Annotated in this window: 14 protein-coding genes; 6 read left to right on the top strand and 8 right to left on the bottom strand. The window is 70.9% G+C overall.

Annotated elements, in window-relative coordinates:
- Nucleotides 1-54: 54 nt before the first annotated feature.
- Both ACWD10_RS34965 and ACWD10_RS34960 read left to right on the top strand, forming a co-directional pair.
- Complete coding sequence (locus ACWD10_RS34965; RefSeq protein ID WP_451097743.1) at nucleotides 55-987, top strand: 1-phosphofructokinase family hexose kinase; 933 nt, start codon at nucleotides 55-57, stop codon at nucleotides 985-987.
- Nucleotides 988-1,094: 107 nt separating this feature from the next.
- Entirely contained in the window at nucleotides 1,095-1,955 is an 861-nt protein-coding gene (locus ACWD10_RS34960) for a class II fructose-bisphosphate aldolase (protein ID WP_451097718.1), read from the top strand.
- A 36-nt stretch (nucleotides 1,956-1,991) separates the two neighbouring features.
- Here the strand turns inward: ACWD10_RS34960 and ACWD10_RS34955 are convergent, their stop codons facing one another.
- Nucleotides 1,992-2,975, bottom strand: a complete 984-nt coding sequence (locus ACWD10_RS34955; RefSeq protein ID WP_451097717.1) for a carbohydrate-binding protein — start codon at nucleotides 2,973-2,975, stop codon at nucleotides 1,992-1,994.
- Between the two features lie 148 nt (nucleotides 2,976-3,123).
- Nucleotides 3,124-4,914 (bottom strand): diguanylate cyclase CdgB, encoded by a 1,791-nt coding sequence (gene cdgB / locus ACWD10_RS34950; protein WP_451097716.1) that lies wholly within the window; start codon nucleotides 4,912-4,914, stop codon nucleotides 3,124-3,126.
- 390 nt (nucleotides 4,915-5,304) lie between these two features.
- On the opposite strand from cdgB, the gene ACWD10_RS34945 reads away from it, so the two are divergent.
- The gene (locus ACWD10_RS34945) at nucleotides 5,305-5,814 is read left to right on the top strand and encodes a flavin reductase family protein (protein WP_451097715.1); all 510 of its coding nucleotides are present in this window, start codon (nucleotides 5,305-5,307) and stop codon (nucleotides 5,812-5,814) included.
- Nucleotides 5,815-5,980: 166 nt separating this feature from the next.
- Here the strand turns inward: ACWD10_RS34945 and ACWD10_RS34940 are convergent, their stop codons facing one another.
- From ACWD10_RS34940 to ACWD10_RS34915, 6 genes are all read right to left on the bottom strand, one after another.
- Nucleotides 5,981-6,856 (bottom strand): geranyl diphosphate 2-C-methyltransferase, encoded by an 876-nt coding sequence (locus ACWD10_RS34940; protein ID WP_451097714.1) that lies wholly within the window; start codon nucleotides 6,854-6,856, stop codon nucleotides 5,981-5,983.
- Nucleotides 6,857-6,911: 55 nt separating this feature from the next.
- The gene (locus ACWD10_RS34935; RefSeq protein ID WP_451097713.1) at nucleotides 6,912-8,267 is read right to left on the bottom strand and encodes a family 2 encapsulin nanocompartment cargo protein terpene cyclase; all 1,356 of its coding nucleotides are present in this window, start codon (nucleotides 8,265-8,267) and stop codon (nucleotides 6,912-6,914) included.
- A 5-nt stretch (nucleotides 8,268-8,272) separates the two neighbouring features.
- Nucleotides 8,273-9,706 (bottom strand): family 2B encapsulin nanocompartment shell protein, encoded by a 1,434-nt coding sequence (locus ACWD10_RS34930; protein ID WP_451097712.1) that lies wholly within the window; start codon nucleotides 9,704-9,706, stop codon nucleotides 8,273-8,275.
- A 531-nt stretch (nucleotides 9,707-10,237) separates the two neighbouring features.
- A complete protein-coding gene (locus ACWD10_RS34925; RefSeq protein ID WP_451097711.1) occupies nucleotides 10,238-10,411 on the bottom strand; it encodes a hypothetical protein in 174 nt (57 codons plus the stop codon).
- Between the two features lie 67 nt (nucleotides 10,412-10,478).
- Complete coding sequence (gene arfB / locus ACWD10_RS34920) at nucleotides 10,479-10,925, bottom strand: alternative ribosome rescue aminoacyl-tRNA hydrolase ArfB (protein ID WP_451097710.1); 447 nt, start codon at nucleotides 10,923-10,925, stop codon at nucleotides 10,479-10,481.
- Nucleotides 10,926-10,983: 58 nt separating this feature from the next.
- The gene (locus ACWD10_RS34915; RefSeq protein ID WP_451097709.1) at nucleotides 10,984-11,892 is read right to left on the bottom strand and encodes an SIS domain-containing protein; all 909 of its coding nucleotides are present in this window, start codon (nucleotides 11,890-11,892) and stop codon (nucleotides 10,984-10,986) included.
- 373 nt (nucleotides 11,893-12,265) lie between these two features.
- On the opposite strand from ACWD10_RS34915, the gene ACWD10_RS34910 reads away from it, so the two are divergent.
- The 3 genes from ACWD10_RS34910 to otsB all read left to right on the top strand — a co-directional run bounded on the left by ACWD10_RS34910 (nucleotide 12,266) and on the right by otsB (nucleotide 14,889).
- Entirely contained in the window at nucleotides 12,266-13,486 is a 1,221-nt protein-coding gene (locus ACWD10_RS34910) for an extracellular solute-binding protein (protein WP_451097708.1), read from the top strand.
- A 156-nt stretch (nucleotides 13,487-13,642) separates the two neighbouring features.
- Nucleotides 13,643-13,957: a DUF3263 domain-containing protein gene (locus ACWD10_RS34905; protein ID WP_451097707.1), complete on the top strand. Its 315-nt coding sequence runs from the start codon at nucleotides 13,643-13,645 to the stop codon at nucleotides 13,955-13,957.
- A 71-nt stretch (nucleotides 13,958-14,028) separates the two neighbouring features.
- Nucleotides 14,029-14,889, top strand: coding sequence for a trehalose-phosphatase (gene otsB, locus ACWD10_RS34900; RefSeq protein WP_451097706.1), 861 nt, complete (start codon nucleotides 14,029-14,031; stop codon nucleotides 14,887-14,889).
- Nucleotides 14,890-15,240 lie beyond the last annotated feature (351 nt).

Raw genomic sequence — 15,240 nt, 5'->3', positions numbered from 1 at the left:
ACGCGCAGATCCGCGCAGGAGCACGCACGACGACGGAGTCCGGGGGTGGTCACCGTGATCCTCACGGTCACACTGAACACCGCCCTCGACCTCACCTACCGCGTCCCGCGCCTCACCCCCCACACCTCGCACCGCGTCACCGAGGTCACCGAACGCCCCGGCGGCAAGGGCCTCAACGTCGCCCGGGTGCTCGCCTCCCTCGGCCACGACGTGACCGTCACCGGATTCGCGGGCGGCGGCACCGGCCGGGCCCTGCGCGACCATCTGGCCGCGATACCCGGCGTGCGGGACGCGCTGCTCACCGTCTCCGGCGCCACCCGCCGTACCGTCGCCGTCGTCGACGCCACCACCGGCGACACCACTCAGCTCAACGAACCGGGCCCGCTGATCGAGCCCGCCGAGTGGACCGACTTCCTCGGCGCGTACGCCGAACTCCTGCGCGGCGCCGAGGCCGTGGCCCTGTGCGGCAGCCTGCCGCCCGGCGTGCCCGTCGGCGCGTACGCCCAGCTGATCCGCGCCGCCCGCGCGGCCGACGTGCCGGTGCTCCTGGACACCAGCGGCGAACCGCTGCGTCGCGGCATCGCCGCCCGCCCCGACCTGGTCAAGCCCAACGCCGACGAGCTGGCCGAACTCACCGGCTCCCACGAGCCGTTGCGCGCCACCCGCGATGCCCGCCGCCGCGGCGCGCACACCGTCGTGGCCTCGCTCGGCCCGCGCGGCCTGCTCGCGGCCACCCCGGACGGCGACTGGCGGGCGGGCCTGCCGACCCCGGTCCGCGGCAACCCGACGGGCGCGGGCGACTCGGCGGTGGCGGGCCTCCTGTCGGGCCTCGCGGAGTCGGCACCGTGGACGGACCGCCTGACCCGGGCGGCCGCCCTCTCGGCGGCGACGGTTCTGGCGCCCACGGCGGGCGAGTTCGACGGCACGGCGTACGAGGACCTTCTCGATCGGGTCGAGGTCAGCCCGATCAGCCCGTCCGGCGCTTGAGGACGAGCGCGTTCTTCAGCGCGATAAGGCAGGGGTCTGGGGGCGCAGCCCTCAGTGGGGAGAAGACGAACCGGGCAACGGCCCGACGAGAGAGGGGCAGGGGCACCATGACACTCGTCACCACCGGTGAACTCATCGCGGAGGCGAAAACCGCAGGCCACGGCCTGGCCGCCTTCAACGTCATCACCCTCGAACACGCCGAGGCCATCGCCACCGGAGCCGAGCACTCCGGCCGCCCCGCCGTCCTGCAGATCTCCGAGAACGCCGTGAAGTTCCACGGCGGCCGCCTCACCCCGCTGGCCGCCGCGGTCGCCGCCGTGGCCCGCGCGTCCGAGGCGCACCTCGCGCTGCACCTCGACCATGTCGAGTCCGTCGGGCTGCTGCGCGCCGCGCACGCGGAGGGCTTCGGCTCGGTGATGTTCGACGCCTCGAGACTGCCGTACGGCGAGAACGTCAAGGCCACGGCGGACGCGGCCCGTTGGGCCCATCAGCGCGGCATCTGGCTGGAGGCGGAGCTCGGCAAGGTCGGCGGCAAGGAGGGTGAGCCGCCGCTGGACGCGCACGCGCCCGGGGTGCGCACGGACCCGGCCGAGGCGGTCGCCTACGTCGCGGACACCGGCGTGGACGCCCTGGCCGTAGCCGTCGGCTCCGCGCACGCGATGACCGAGCGCACGGCCGCCCTGGACCACGCGTTGATCGCCGAGCTGCGGAACGCGGTCCCGGTGCCGTTGGTCCTGCACGGCTCAAGTGGCGTACCGGACGCGGAGATTCGCCGGGCGGTCGCCTCCGGCATGGTGAAGATCAATGTCGGTACGGCCCTCAACACGGCCTTCACGGGCGCCACGCGCGCCTTCCTCGAGGCCCACCCGTCGACGGTCGACCCGCGCAAGTACCTGGTGGCGGCGCGGGAGGCGATGGCGTCGACGGTCGCGCACTTCCTGGAACTCGTCGGCCCGCACCGGCCCTGAGAGCCGGAGACGGAGAGAACCGGGGAGAGGCGGGCCCTAGTTCTTGGGCCACCCGTTCACCAGCCACACCTGGTCGAGATTGGCCTCGCACTGGTCCCCGGTCTCACAGGAGATCTTGAGGGTGTTGGTGCCCTTGGTGAGGTTGATCTGGGCGTAGGTGTTGGTCCAGCCCTTTTCCCAGTCGCCCTCCGCCGCATTGGCGAAGTTGTCCATGTTCAGCTTGCGCTGCTCGGGCTTGCCGTTGACGGTGAGCGTCGTCGTCGCGGCCTTGCCCGGGACGCCGTACGCCACATAGAGGGTGTACTTGCCGTCCTTCGGGATGTCGCTCACGGTCCAAGTGGCCGATGCGCCGGGCGTGTTGAGCCCCTGGACGTACGTGCCCGAGCGGGAGCCCGGGATGTCGGAGGACGTGGACGTGCCGCCCGCCAGGGTCAGCGCCTTCGCGTCCTCCTTGGGCAGCTCGACCTTCTTGTCGCCGGAGCCCTGGTTCTGGCCCTGGTCCGCGTTCTCCTCGCCGGAGCCCTGGCTCTGCCCGGCCGACGCGCCGCTGTCGCCGCCCGCGGTGTCGGTGCCGCCCGCCTGGGCGTTGCCCCCGTTGCCGAGTATCGCGACGCCGATGCCGACGACCACGGCCGCGACCACCGCGATCGCGCCGATGAGCAGCCCCTTGGTGTTGGGACCGCGCCCCCGGCCCCGGCCGCCGTCGGCGGTCATCGACTGTTGACGCGTGGTGTCACCCTGGCTGCCGCCGGGCAGCGTCTCGGGCGCCGCGTAGTGCGCGTTCTGGTGCGGAATCCGGGCCTGGGCCTGCTGCCCGTGCTGCTGCTGCCCGTGCTGTCCGTACTGCCGCTCACCGACCGTGCGGACCTGGTTGTACGAGGAGCGCGGGCCGGGGTAGCCGTAGCCGCCGGTGCCCCCGCCGGGCGGCGTGGCGCCCGCCGCCTGCCCGTCGGCGTACAGGTAGCCGAACGGGTCGTCTTCCTCGGGCGTGCTCGCGCCGTTGTTGCCGGGCGTGGTCATCCCTCGGTCACTCCTCATACGGGGTTGAGTACGTCGAGTACTGATACGGCTGGCCGGGTGCAGGTGGCCGTACTCCAATCCCGCGAGCCTACCGGTTCCCACGGGCCACGCACCGGGCCTTCGTCGCACTCACCGCGCTGACCTGCGGTTATCCGGCCCGCCTGTGCTGTTTTGCACGAGATCGTTTCTCGATGTACATCCGTTGGTCGGCAGACTGGAGCACTTCGTCCGCGGACATGCCGCAGGAGGCCCAGCCGATACCGAAGCTGGCACCGACCCGGACCGCGCGGCCGTCCACCCGGATCGGCGGGATGATCGCGTTCCGCAGGCGCACCGCGAGATCCTGGGCGTCGGCGCGGCCGAGCCCGTCCGCGAGCACCACGAACTCGTCGCCGCCGAGCCGGGCCACCGTGTCCCCGTCCCGCACCCCGCTGGTCAGCCGGCGGGCCACCTCGACGAGGACGGCGTCGCCGACGTGGTGCCCGAAGCGGTCGTTGATCGACTTGAAGCCGTCGAGGTCGCAGAAGAGGACGGCCAGGCCCTTGGTGCCGTCGTCGGTCTCGCCCTCGGGCGCGACGGTGTGGACGTGGTGGTCGTACGCCTCATAGGCCTCGTACGCGGCGGAGGCGCGGTGGCTACGCGCGTCGCTGTCGTACCCGCCGGGGCTGTGGCCGTGGCCTTGCCCGTGTCCGTCGCCGTCGTTCCGTTCGTACGCGTGGCCGTTCTCCACGGATTCGTACGCGTCATAGGTCGGCGAACCGCGGTGGGCGGCAGCCGAACCGCCGTAGGCCGCATCGACCGGCCCGGCTCCGGCCGCGTCGACCGTGCCGAAGCCGTCCGGCGACGCCGTCTGCGGGCGACGGCAGAGCCGGGAGCCGAGCCGGGCGCGCAGCTCGGCCGAGTTGGGCAGGCCGGTGAGGGAGTCGTGCGAGGCGCGGTGGGCGAGCTGGAGCTCGCGGCGCTTGCGCTCCTCGATGTCCTCGACGTGCGTGAGCAGGAAGCGCGGCCCGTCCGCGGCGTCCGCGACCACGGAGTTGCGCAGCGAGACCCACAGATACGTTCCATCGCGCCGCCCGAGCCGCAGCTCGGCCCGCCCGCCTTCGGCGGAGGTGCGCAGGAGCGTCCCGATGTCTTCCGGATGCACGAGATCGGAGAACGAGTAGCGCCGCATGGCGGAGGCGGGCCGTCCGAGGAGCCTGCACAGCGCGTCATTGGTGCGCAGGATCCGTCCGTGCTGGTCGCCGCCCATTTCGGCGATGGCCATGCCGCTCGGCGCGTACTCGAAGGCCTGCCGGAAGGACTCCTCGCTGGCCCGCAGTGCCTGCTGCTCGCGTTCGAGGCGGACCAGGGCGCGCTGCATGTTTGCTCGCAATCGAGCGTTACTGATTGCAATGGCGGCCTGGAATGCGTACATCTGGAGCGCCTCGCGCCCCCAGGCGCCCGGGTGGCGGCCGTTCCGCGGCCGGTCGACGGAGATGACGCCGAGGAGCTCGCCGCCGCTCGCGCTGGTCGTGTACATGGGTGCGTAGAGCCGGTCGAGGGGGTGCCACTCGTCGGCGAACCGGGGCTCGGGGCCGTCGGTGTGCCACTGCGGCACGTCGTCCTCGACGAGCACCCAGCCCTCGTGGTGGGGGATGAACCGCAGGTCGCCCCAGGCCTCGCCCATGTTCAGGCGGCGTTCCCAGGACTCTCTGGAGCCGACCCGTCCGGTGATCAGGGCTTCGGCCGCCGGGCTTCCGGCGAAGGCGGCGACGACCAGGTCGCCGTCGGGGCGTACGAGGTTCACGCAGGCCAGCTCGTAGCCGAGGCCGTTCACCACGCCGTCGGCGACGGTCTGCAGCGTGTCCGCCAGGCTCCGGGCGGTGTTCAGGTTCGCGACCACCTGATGCAGCTGCCGCAGGGTCGCAAGACGGACATAAGGCTCCGACTCGGTCTCCATGCTCGCTCTCCCCGAGACTTCGACAGCAACTCCAGGATTCGCATCGCTCTTGGTGTGGGATGGGCCTCCGCCACTGAATCACAGCGAGCTGCCCACTCGGTACACAGGGTCAACAAAATATGGATCCTGTGACTCAAGTCACAGCGGAGAGTGAGGGGATGGGGCGCGGAGCGGCGCTCGTCCCGAGGTTTCCGCTGGCCTTTGCCGGCGTTCCCGGAACGCAAACCGGGTGAACTTCTCCGTCCTACGGTGCCGAACTCGGCCTGCGGACCTAGGACCTGAACGGCCTTCGCTCGGACCGGGGCCCGATGCGGGGGCCGGGGGTGCCCGGTTAGCGTCTTCGACGTGTCCACCGTGCTGAAGCCTGAAGCCCAGACCCATCCTGTAGGGGTGAGCAACGACGAGTTCCGTGCCGCCATGTCCCGGCTTGCCGCGGGCGTGGTCCTGGTGACCGCGCACGAACCCTCACTCGGCGAGGGCGGCCCGGTCCCGGAGGACGTCGGCATGACCGCTACGGCCTTCATGTCGGTCTCCCTCGACCCGCCCCTGGTCCTGGTCAGTCTGCGCGAGGGCTCCCGCATGGACGACCTGCTCGCGGAACAGCCGCGCTGGGGCGTCTCGGTGCTCGCCGAGAGCCAGCGCCATATCGCGGGCCGCTTCGCGATGAAGGGCCGGATCAGCGACCGTCTCCTCTTCGAGGACATCGCGTACGTACGAGGAGAGGCGTCCGGCGCACCTCTGGTGGGCGGCGCCCTGGCCACCCTGGAGTGCGAGACGGAACAGCGCGTCCCGGCGGGCGATCACACCCTGGTCATCGGCCGCGTCCTGACGGCCGCACTGCCGAGCGGCGACGGCGGCCCGCTGACGTACTTCCGCGGCCGCTACCGTCACCTGGGCTGAGCCCGGAGCCCGGAGCCCGGAGCCCGGAGCCCGGAGCCCGGAGCCCGGAGCCCGGAGCCCGGAGCCCGGAGCCCGGAGCCCGGAGCCCGGAACTTCCGTACCCCGCAACGGAATTCCCGGCCGAAGACCGCTTCCGCGATCCCCGACCGGGACGTCATCGGACCCGTCAGATGCGGTCGGCCACGATGAGCAGGTAGTGGAAGCTGCCCTCCTTGTAGGCGGTGAGGAAGGGGTCCTCGATGCCGGTGGCCACGGAGGACTTGGCGCGCAGTTCCCAGTAGGGGATGGTGTCCGGGGTCAGGTCGATGACCTGGATGGGGACGAGGTTGTTGGCGGCGAGTGCCTTGAAGTACTCGCTGCGGGGGTGGATGTTGCAGGTGTAGTGCTCGTCGATCTTGGCGACGGCCTTGGAGCGCATGCCGGTCACGTCGTTGGAGCAGCCGGTGATGCACACGTAGCGGCCGCCGTACTCGAGGAGCCGGGCGAACTCCCCGTACAGCTCGAAGAGATCGACGTACATGGTCGTCTCGTTGGTCCAGATGGCGCGGCGCGAACCGGTGTCGAGACGGGTGTCGAGCATGTTGCGGAAGTGGAAGCGGACCTTATCGGCCACGCCCCGCTTGGCGGCCTGCTCGTTGGAGAAGGCGGCCTGCTGCTCGGAAATGGTCACGCCGTCCACGTAACAGCCGAAGCGGGCGTTGGCCATGATGCTGGAGCCGCCGCGGCCGGAACCGGCGTCGAGGAGCCGGTCGTTGGCGGCGATGTCGCCCAGGTGGTCGAGGAGCACCTCGGCCTGGGCGGACTCCAGGCGGTGCAGCTCCTCGATGATGCGCTGGTCGCGGGTCTGCTCCGGACCGGCCAGGACGGATGGGTCGTAGTCGCCGAGGCCGTAGTGGTGGTGGTAGAGGTCGTCGACCTCGCCGAGGCGGATGTTGACCGGGTCCTTCTCGGCGTTCCAGTACTCCGCGACCGACTTCTGGTAGTCGGTGCGCAGCACGGTGTCCACGGCGGTCGATTCAATCTTGGTGGAGATCTTGGACATGGAGTGGGGGGTCCTTACTCGGAGGGGGTGAGGGCGGGCGACGGGGCAGGTCGGCTCAGGCCGCGTCGGCGTCGCCGTGGTAGCGGCCGCTGGTCGCGTGCCATTCACGGCTGCCGCCGAGCCAGGCCCACGTGCTGGCAAAGAAGCGACGCAGCTCGGGGGAGCCGACGGCGGAGAGGGCGGCGGCCTCCGCCTCGAAGGTGTGCATCAGCTCGTTGTGGATCTCGACCGTGCGGTCGACCGCCTCCTCGAGGGAGCACTGGTCCTCGGCGGCGATCAGCCGGGGCAGGCTGGTGTCCGTCGGGTCCTCCTTGCCCATGGAGTACAGGTCGTTGACGATCACCGCGGCCGAGCCCGCCATGGTGAACGCCCGGCGCACCCGCGGGTCGGAGAACTCTTCCTGTGACACCTCGTATCCGGCGACCGCGTCGACGAGGACCATGCACGGGATGAAGCTGTTCTCGTGCCGGTGCATCAGGAACTCCCAGACCGGCGGCGTCTGCTGCTTGGCGAGCCAGACGCCTTCCTGGTTGTACGCCACGAACATGATCGCCAGTTCGTGGCGCAGCCTGCGCACCTGTGCGGCACTGGCGTACTGAAGGAGGTTGTCCAGGCTGGAACGCAGCGCCCGCGCGACCGGGTCCGCGCGGACGACCTCCTCCAACTGTGGTGCGTACGCCATCGGGAGGTGGGCCTGGTCGATCACGGAGTGGGCGATCGCCAGGCGCTGCCCGAGGAGTTCGGGACGCGCCTCCTCCACCTCGCCGTCCACGTAATGGTCGTCGACGGCCCACTCGGCGAGTGCGCACTTGGCCGCCGCGAGGAGCCGGTCGGGGTCGTCCGACTCCGGGTGCGCGAGCATGATGAGCCGCCCGAAGTCCCCTTTGCGCACCCGGTCGAGCTCGCCGGGGTAGATCCCGACCTCCTCGGCCCACTCGACGAGGCGCTCGGTGACGGTCTCACCGAGGGCCCGGTCATCGCGGACGGCGGGCGGGCAGTGCAGCTTCCGGGTGAGGTCGGCCGCCGGTGCGGATTCCTGCTGTGGCTCCGGGCTCCGCAGGCGGGTACCGGAAGTACCCAACCCGGTGGGCCCGCTGGGCAGTTGAGGAGCCGGAGGCCGCACCTCGGGAGCGGGCGTCCGGATCGGCGGTACCGAGGTAGTCGCCAAGGTGGGGATCTTGGTCGCAGACGTGCCGAGCCCGGTCGGACCGGACGGCAGTCGTGGTCCGCGCGTCGCCTTCGCGGGGTCCGGCGGGCGCGGTGTCTGGGCGCGTGCGGGCCCCCGCGAGGCGTCGCCGACCGCGGTGGGGAGCCGAGGGGGCGCCGTTGCCTGTGCCGACAGCAGCGCCCGTACCAGCCCCGCCACATCGTGGCCGGCCGCGGGTGCGGTGACCCGGGAGATCAACGACACCGTCGTCAGCTCCCGTTCGTGCGGGTGACCTCGACGTTCTCCAGGATGCCGAGCGCGTCCGGCACCAGTACCGCCGCCGAGTAGTAGGTGCTGACCAGGTACGAGATGATCGCCTGCTCGCTGATGCCCATGAACCGCACGTTCAGGCCCGGCTCGACCTCGTCCGGGAGCCCCGTCTGGTGCAGGCCGATGACGCCCTGGTCATCCTCGCCGGTACGCATCGCGATGATCGACGACGTGCCCTGCTTGCTGACCGGGATCTTGCCGCATGGCAGCAGCGGCACCCCGCGCCAGGCGGGCAGGTGGTTCCCGTTCATCTCGATCGAACCGAAGTAGATGCCCCGCTTGTTGCACTCCCGGCCGAAGGCGGCGATCGCCTTGGGGTGGGCGAACATGCAGCGGGTGCTGCGCCGCATGCTCAGCAGCTCGTCCAGGTCGTCCGGGCTCGGCGGGCCCGCGAAGGTGGAGATCCGCTGGTCGTAATCGGCATTGTGGAGCATGCCGAATTCCTTGTTGTTGACCAGCTCGTACTCCTGGCGCTCCCGCAACGCCTGGATCGTGAGGCGCAGCTGCTCCTGGGTCTGGTCCATCGGCTCGTTGTAGAGGTCGGCGACCCGGCTGTGCACCCGCAGGACGGTCTGCGCGACGCTCAACTCGTACTCACGCGGCTTGAGTTCGTAGTCGGCGAACGTCTGCGACAGGGTCGCCTCGCCCACATGCCCCGAGCTCAGGTCGATCTCGGACTCACCGGACTTGTTCAGCTTCTTGTGTCCGTTGGCACTGAACCCCTGCACGTGGTTGCGCAGCTGCTCGTACTGGTCGGCGACGGCCTTGTACGCCGTGAGCGGCAGCGTCAGGACCGTGGTGTGGGTCGCCGCGCGCGCCGTGAACTCCCACTTCTTGCTGCCTCCGGCGATGATCTGCCCGCCGAAGGCGTCCCCGTCGGCAAGCAGCCCGATCACCGACTCGTCGCCGTAGGGGCCCTCGCCGACCTTCTCCACCTTGCCGTGCGCCACGAGGTACACGTGATCGGCCTTGCGGCCCTCCTGCACGATGATCTGGCCCGGATCGAACTCCTTCTGCACGAACTTCTCGGCCAGCGCGCCGAGCGCCTCGTCGTCGGTGAACCCGCGCAGCGGCGGCAGCTCACCCAGCTCCATCGGTACGACCTGGACCTTCGACCCGGTCTTCACGAAGGTCACCCGGCCGTCGCCGAGGGTGTACGACATGCGCCGGTTGACCCGGTAGGTCGCACCCGGCACGTTCACCCACGGCAGCATCCGGGACAGCCAGCGCGAGCTGATGCCCTGCATCTGGGGTTCGGACTTGGTGGTCGTGGCCAGATTGCGCGCTGCCGCGGTGCTGAGGCTCTTCTGCGCCTGCTGTTCCTGCGCCGCCTCGGTGCCTGACGTCGGTGCTGTCACTGTCTCGGTCGCCATGACTTCCTCATTCCTGTGGGCAGTGGCATAGATGTGACGGCAGCACTTGCCGTCACGCTCCGTGCACATGCGTATCAGGTTTGAGTTACGTTAAGTAATCGGTAAGGGCGGCGCGCGAAAGCAGAGAAAGGGCGGTCAGTGCGCCTCGTGCGCCCCCATGTATGAGATTGATGCAGCTCAGGGCGGTTGCGGGTCAAGTATGCGCTGACACTCGATCCCGGGGTGACGAACCAGAAGGGCGCGCCGCGTTTAGCCGTTCGTCACGTTGGGCGACGAGTGCGCGCAGACGGGGCGCCCGGGGATTCCGTGGGGTCGCCGTCCTGTCCCGCCCACCCGCCCCCGCTTCCTGAACCGGGGCCCCGGCATCCCGGCTGCGCCCTCGAACGTGGCGCGAGCGTGGGCGCCGTGATCATTCCACTGCTCAGAGTGGCGGCACGGGCGTAGTTCTGAGGGCGCATTCAGCTGGGCATGGCGGGGGGGCCTGCTCGACCACGCCGCCGACCTGCTGGGCGATGGCCGGGCGACTCCCGATCAACTCGACACAAGGTCAGTGACCGGCGCCGTCCGGTTGCAGCTGTAGTTCGCCGACCGTCTGGCCTCCGCCGGTCTCGCCCGTCGGGCGGAATCCGAGCCGCAGATCCGGATGCCGAGTGCGGCGTAGATGTTGTCCGGAGTGATCTTCTCCAGGCGGAGTGTGCTCGTCATGGTGGATCTTCCTGGTTGCCCAGCGGGAGGCCCCAGCGGGAGACCTCAGAGGGAGCCCCCAGGGGGTCTAGCCCCAGTCCCGCCCTGAGCGGCCCCGCTTCACGTCGCTGCGGGCCTTCTTGTTGCGGAGGCGGCGTTCGTTGATGCCTCGGGGGATCTTGGTCGGGCGGCGGGGGCGGGGCGGGGGTGCCGTCGCCTCGGCCAGGAGGGCCGTCAGGCGGGTGGCTGCCATTTCGCGGTTGCGCCACTGTGAGCGGTGCTCGGAGGCGCGTACCGTCACGACGCCGTCCACCAGGCGAGGCGCCAGACGTTCCAGGGCGCGGGCCTTCCAGGGCTCCGGCAGCGACCGGGTGTTCGCCAGATCGAACCGCAACTCCACTTGCGAGTCCGAGGTGTTGACGTGCTGGCCGCCCGGGCCGGACGAACGAGAGAAACGCCACATGAGCTCGGCCTCCGGCAGGACGACCGAGCCGCGGATGACGTGAGGACCAGGACTTCTCATAGCGATGTCCATGATCCCCCTCTGACCGGTCCCCGTCACCCTGTTATTCGGCTGCTCTTCGGCGCTACCGTCACACCCCCGTCAGGATCACGCTCCGCGTGAGGTTGCGCGGGCGGTCCGGGTCGTAGCCCTTCGCCTCCGCCAGCGCGACCGCGAGCCGCTGCGCGCGGATCAGTTCGGCCATCGGGTCGGCCTCCTGGCGCGCGACCAGATGGCCGCCGACCCGGTCCACGTCCCCGGCGAGGCCCTCCGGGAGCGGGCCGAACATCCACGCCACCCGGCCGGGGCCGGTGATCGAGATCGGTCCGTGGCGGTACTCCATCGCCGGGTACGCCTCGGTCCACGCACCGGCCGCCTCGCGCATCTTCAGGCCCGCCTCCAGGGCCAGGCCGTACGTCCAGCCGCGGCCCAGGAACGTCCACTGTTCCGCCGACACGACCGTCTCCGGCAGCGGCTCGGTGATCGCCAACTCCGCGTCCACGGCCGCCTCCGCCACCGGCTTCACGCCCGGCAGCACGTCCGATACGTCGCCCAGGCCCGCCCTCAGAAAGGCCAGAGCCGTCGTCGCGAAGCGGGTCTGGACCACCGACTCCTCGTCCGCGAAGTCGAGCACCGCCACCGCGTCCGCCGCGTCCATCACAGGGGTTTTCGGATCGGCCGTCAGGGCCACCGTGGGCGTGCCGCCGCGCACCGCCGACAGGAGGTCGAGGACCTCCGTCGTCGTGCCCGAGCGTGTGATCGCCACCACGCGGTCGTACGAGCGGCCCCTCGGGAACTCCGACGACGCGAAGGCGTCGGTCTCGCCCTGCCCCGCGGCCTCGCGCAGCGCGGCGTACGCGAGGGCCATGAACCAGGACGTGCCGCAGCCGGTGACGGCCACCCGCTCGCCGGGCCGTGGCAGCCCCTCGAAGTCGGCGGCGGCTGCCGCGCGGCGCCAACAGCTGGGCTGGGTGGCTATTTCTGCTGCGGTACGGGACATGCGGACCTCGTCACCTTTCGAACCGGCAGACCGGGATTCCGGCAGGACGTGATGTGCTTAGCAGCAGCTCGGGGCGGTGGGCAATGGTGCCCCTGCGCCGATCGGATCACTCGCGGCCGCCCCGGCGGCTCACAGCGGCCTCGTTGCCGAAGTGATATCTCGGTGGTGTAGACCTTAGGTCCGGACGCGGGGAGACTCTCCGTTCGTTCAACAGGCGCGCCGCGGGGGGCGAACTGCTCTGACTCTGCTTTCAGTGCTGATTCGGCGCCACATTTGGTCAAACGAGTCAACTGGCACATGAGAGTGGGAAGCGGCTGTGCAGCGGCGCATACCGAGGCGGACGGGGCTGACGGCGGCGGTGGCCGCACTGGGAATGACGGCAACTCTCGCCGGCTGTGGAACGAGCGTCGGCTCGGACGATGTGACGCTCAAGCTGGTGGCGGCCGACTACGGGGAGAACGCGGCGAACAGCTCCACCAAGTACTGGGCCAAGGTGACCCGCGCCTTCGAGGCCAAGAACCCCGGCATCAAGGTCGACGTCAAGGTCTACTCCTGGAACGAGGTCGACGCCAAGGTCGCCGCCATGGTCAAGAAGGGCAACGCCCCCGACATGGCCCAGATCGGCGCGTACGCCGACTACGCCGCCCAGAACAAGCTCTACAGCGCGGACGACCTGCTCTCCATCCCCGTACAGGCCGACTTCCTGCCCACCCTCACCGAGGCCGGTGAGCTGCGGCGGATCCAGTACGGCATGCCGTTCGCGTCCTCGACCCGGCTGCTCTTCTACAACAAGGAGCTCTTCCGGAAGGCCGGGATCACCGATACCCCCAAGGACTGGGACGACCTCGCCGAGGACGCCGACCTGCTCAAGGGCGCGGGCGTGAAGTACCCGTTCGCGCTGCCGCTCGGCCGCGAGGAGGCCCCGGCCGAGACCCTGATGTGGATGCTCTCCGGCGGCTCCGGCTACACCGACAGCGTCGGCTCGTACACCCTCGACTCGAAGGAGAACGTCCACACCTTCGAGTGGCTGAAGGAGAACCTCGTCAGCAAGGGCCTGACCGGCCCGGTCGAGCCCGGCAAGCTCAACCGGCAGGACGCCTTCGACGCCTTCTCGCGCGGCGAGGTCGGCATGCTCAACGGCCATCCGACGCTGATGAAGCAGGCCGAGAAGGGCGGCGTGAAGTACGGGATGGTGCCGCTGCCCGGCATCCGCGGCAAGGCCAAGTCCGCGATGGGCGTGGCCGACTGGATGATGGGCTTCAAGCAGCACGGGCACCGCGTGGAGATCGGCAAGTTCCTCGACTTCGTCTACAGCGAGAAGAACGTCCTCGCGTTCTCCGAGCGGTACGACATCCTGCCGGTGACCTCGTCCGCGGCCGACGCGATGGCCGAGGACCCCAAGTACAAGCACCTGCGCGGGTTCCTCGAGGAGCTGCCGCACTCGGAGCTGTACCCGGTGGGCAAGACGTCCTGGGCGAAGGTGAGCGCGGCCGTGAAGAAGCGGATCGGCGCTGCCGTCTCCGAGACGAGCAGCCCGGAGTCGGTGCTCCAGGAGCTCCAGAACGACGCCGTGACCGCGGAGAGCGCGGAGTAGCCGCGCCGCGGGGGCATCTTCCGGACCTGCCGGACCACGCGTGCGTGCTGTCGGGTCGGTTGCCGCATCCGGGGGGCTTGCGCCCCCAGACCCCGCTCGCCGGACGGGCTGTTGGCGACCGGCGGCGTTGTCAGTGGGGGTCGCTAGGGTTTTCGTATGTCCGACGCCGCTGAGACCACCGACACCGCTGACGCCGCCGAGACCGCCACGACTCCCGGGCCCGCGCCCGGCTCCGGCCCTGGCCGCGGCGGCCTGTCCGACCGTGATCGCGCCGTGCTCGCCCTGGAGCGGCGCGGGGCGGTCGCGGCCGGGCCGAAGGAGCGGGCGATACGTGAGCGGCTCGGCATGTCTCCGGCGCGGTACTACCAGGTCCTGAACGCCCTCCTGGACGATCCCCGCGCCCTCGCCCACGACCCGGTGACGGTCAACCGGCTCCGCCGCATACGACAGGCCCGTCGGCAGCGCCGCTGAGGGGGGGCGGCGGCCGCAGTGCGCCCGTACGCCATGGGTGCGCCGCTACGCCGCTTGGATAAGGTCACCCCATGGGCAGCCACCCGCACACGCGTACGTCCGAACTGCCGGAGCCGTCGACTCCCGCGGGGCGTGAGGGCCTGACGGCCCTGCTCGCCCGGCCCGAACGGGCCGTCGTGGCCCTGGACTTCGACGGCACGCTCGCCGAGATCGTGGCCGACCCGGAGCAGGCCAGGGCGCACCCGGACGCCGTCCCGGCGCTCGCCGCGCTCGCCCCCAAGGTCGCCTCCGTGGCCGTGGTCACCGGGCGTCAGGCCGGGGTCGCGGTGCGCCGTGGCGGCTTCGCGGGCGTCCCGGGCCTGGAGCACCTGGTCGTCCTCGGGCACTACGGCGCCGAGCGCTGGGACGCCGTCTCCGGAACGGTCAGCGCCCCCGAGCCACCGCCCGGCGTCGCCGCCGTACGCTCGGAACTCCCCGGATTCCTGGAGGAGTTGGGCGTCTGGAAGGGCACGTGGATCGAGGAGAAGGGGCGCGCGGTCGCGGTGCACACGCGGCGGGCCGAGGACCCGCAGGCCGCGTTCGAGGCGCTGCGCGACCCGCTCACCGAGCTCGCCGCCCGGCACGGCCTGATCCTGGAGCCCGGCCGGATGGTCCTGGAGCTGCGGCCCTCGGGCATGGACAAGGGCGTGGCGCTCGAGCGGTACGTCCGGGAGGTCGGCGCCGAGTCGGTCCTCTACGCCGGGGACGACCTGGGCGACCTGCCCGCCTTCGCGGCGGTCGAGAAGCTCCGCTCGGACGGCGTGCCGGGGCTCCTGGTGTGCAGCGGTAGTGACGAGGTACCGGATCTGGTGGACCGCGCGGATGTGGTCGTGCCGGGGCCGTCGGGCGTGGTCGTGTTGCTCGCTGCGCTGGCGGACCGCATGGGCGGCTGACGGCTCGTCCGGGGCTTTTCCCCTATCCCGCCCCTTCCCGTAACTGGGGGCAAGCCCCCAGACCCCCATGTCCGCCCAGGGGGGGTACCTCCCTGCTCGAGCGAAGCCGAGAGCTTGGGGGAGGGCGTCGTCCTCAAACGCGGGACGGGCTGAGAGGTACCGCCCCTCCGGGGGGGGGGTGGGGGAGGTGGGGGCGTGCGCCGAGCGGTGGTCTCCCACCCAAAACGCCGGACGGGGCTGGGAGGTACCGCCCCTCCGATCAGGTGCTGGCGCATCGGCAGGGCGAGGAGGGACTCGGCCAGCCAGTCGGCCACGTCGTCCGCGGTCCCCTCGATGCCACCGGCCGAGCGG

It is taken from the genome of Streptomyces sp. NPDC002851 (genome assembly GCF_053591935.1).
The sequence above is the reverse complement of the archived record's forward strand: the minus strand, read 5'-3'. Positions and strand labels throughout refer to the sequence as shown.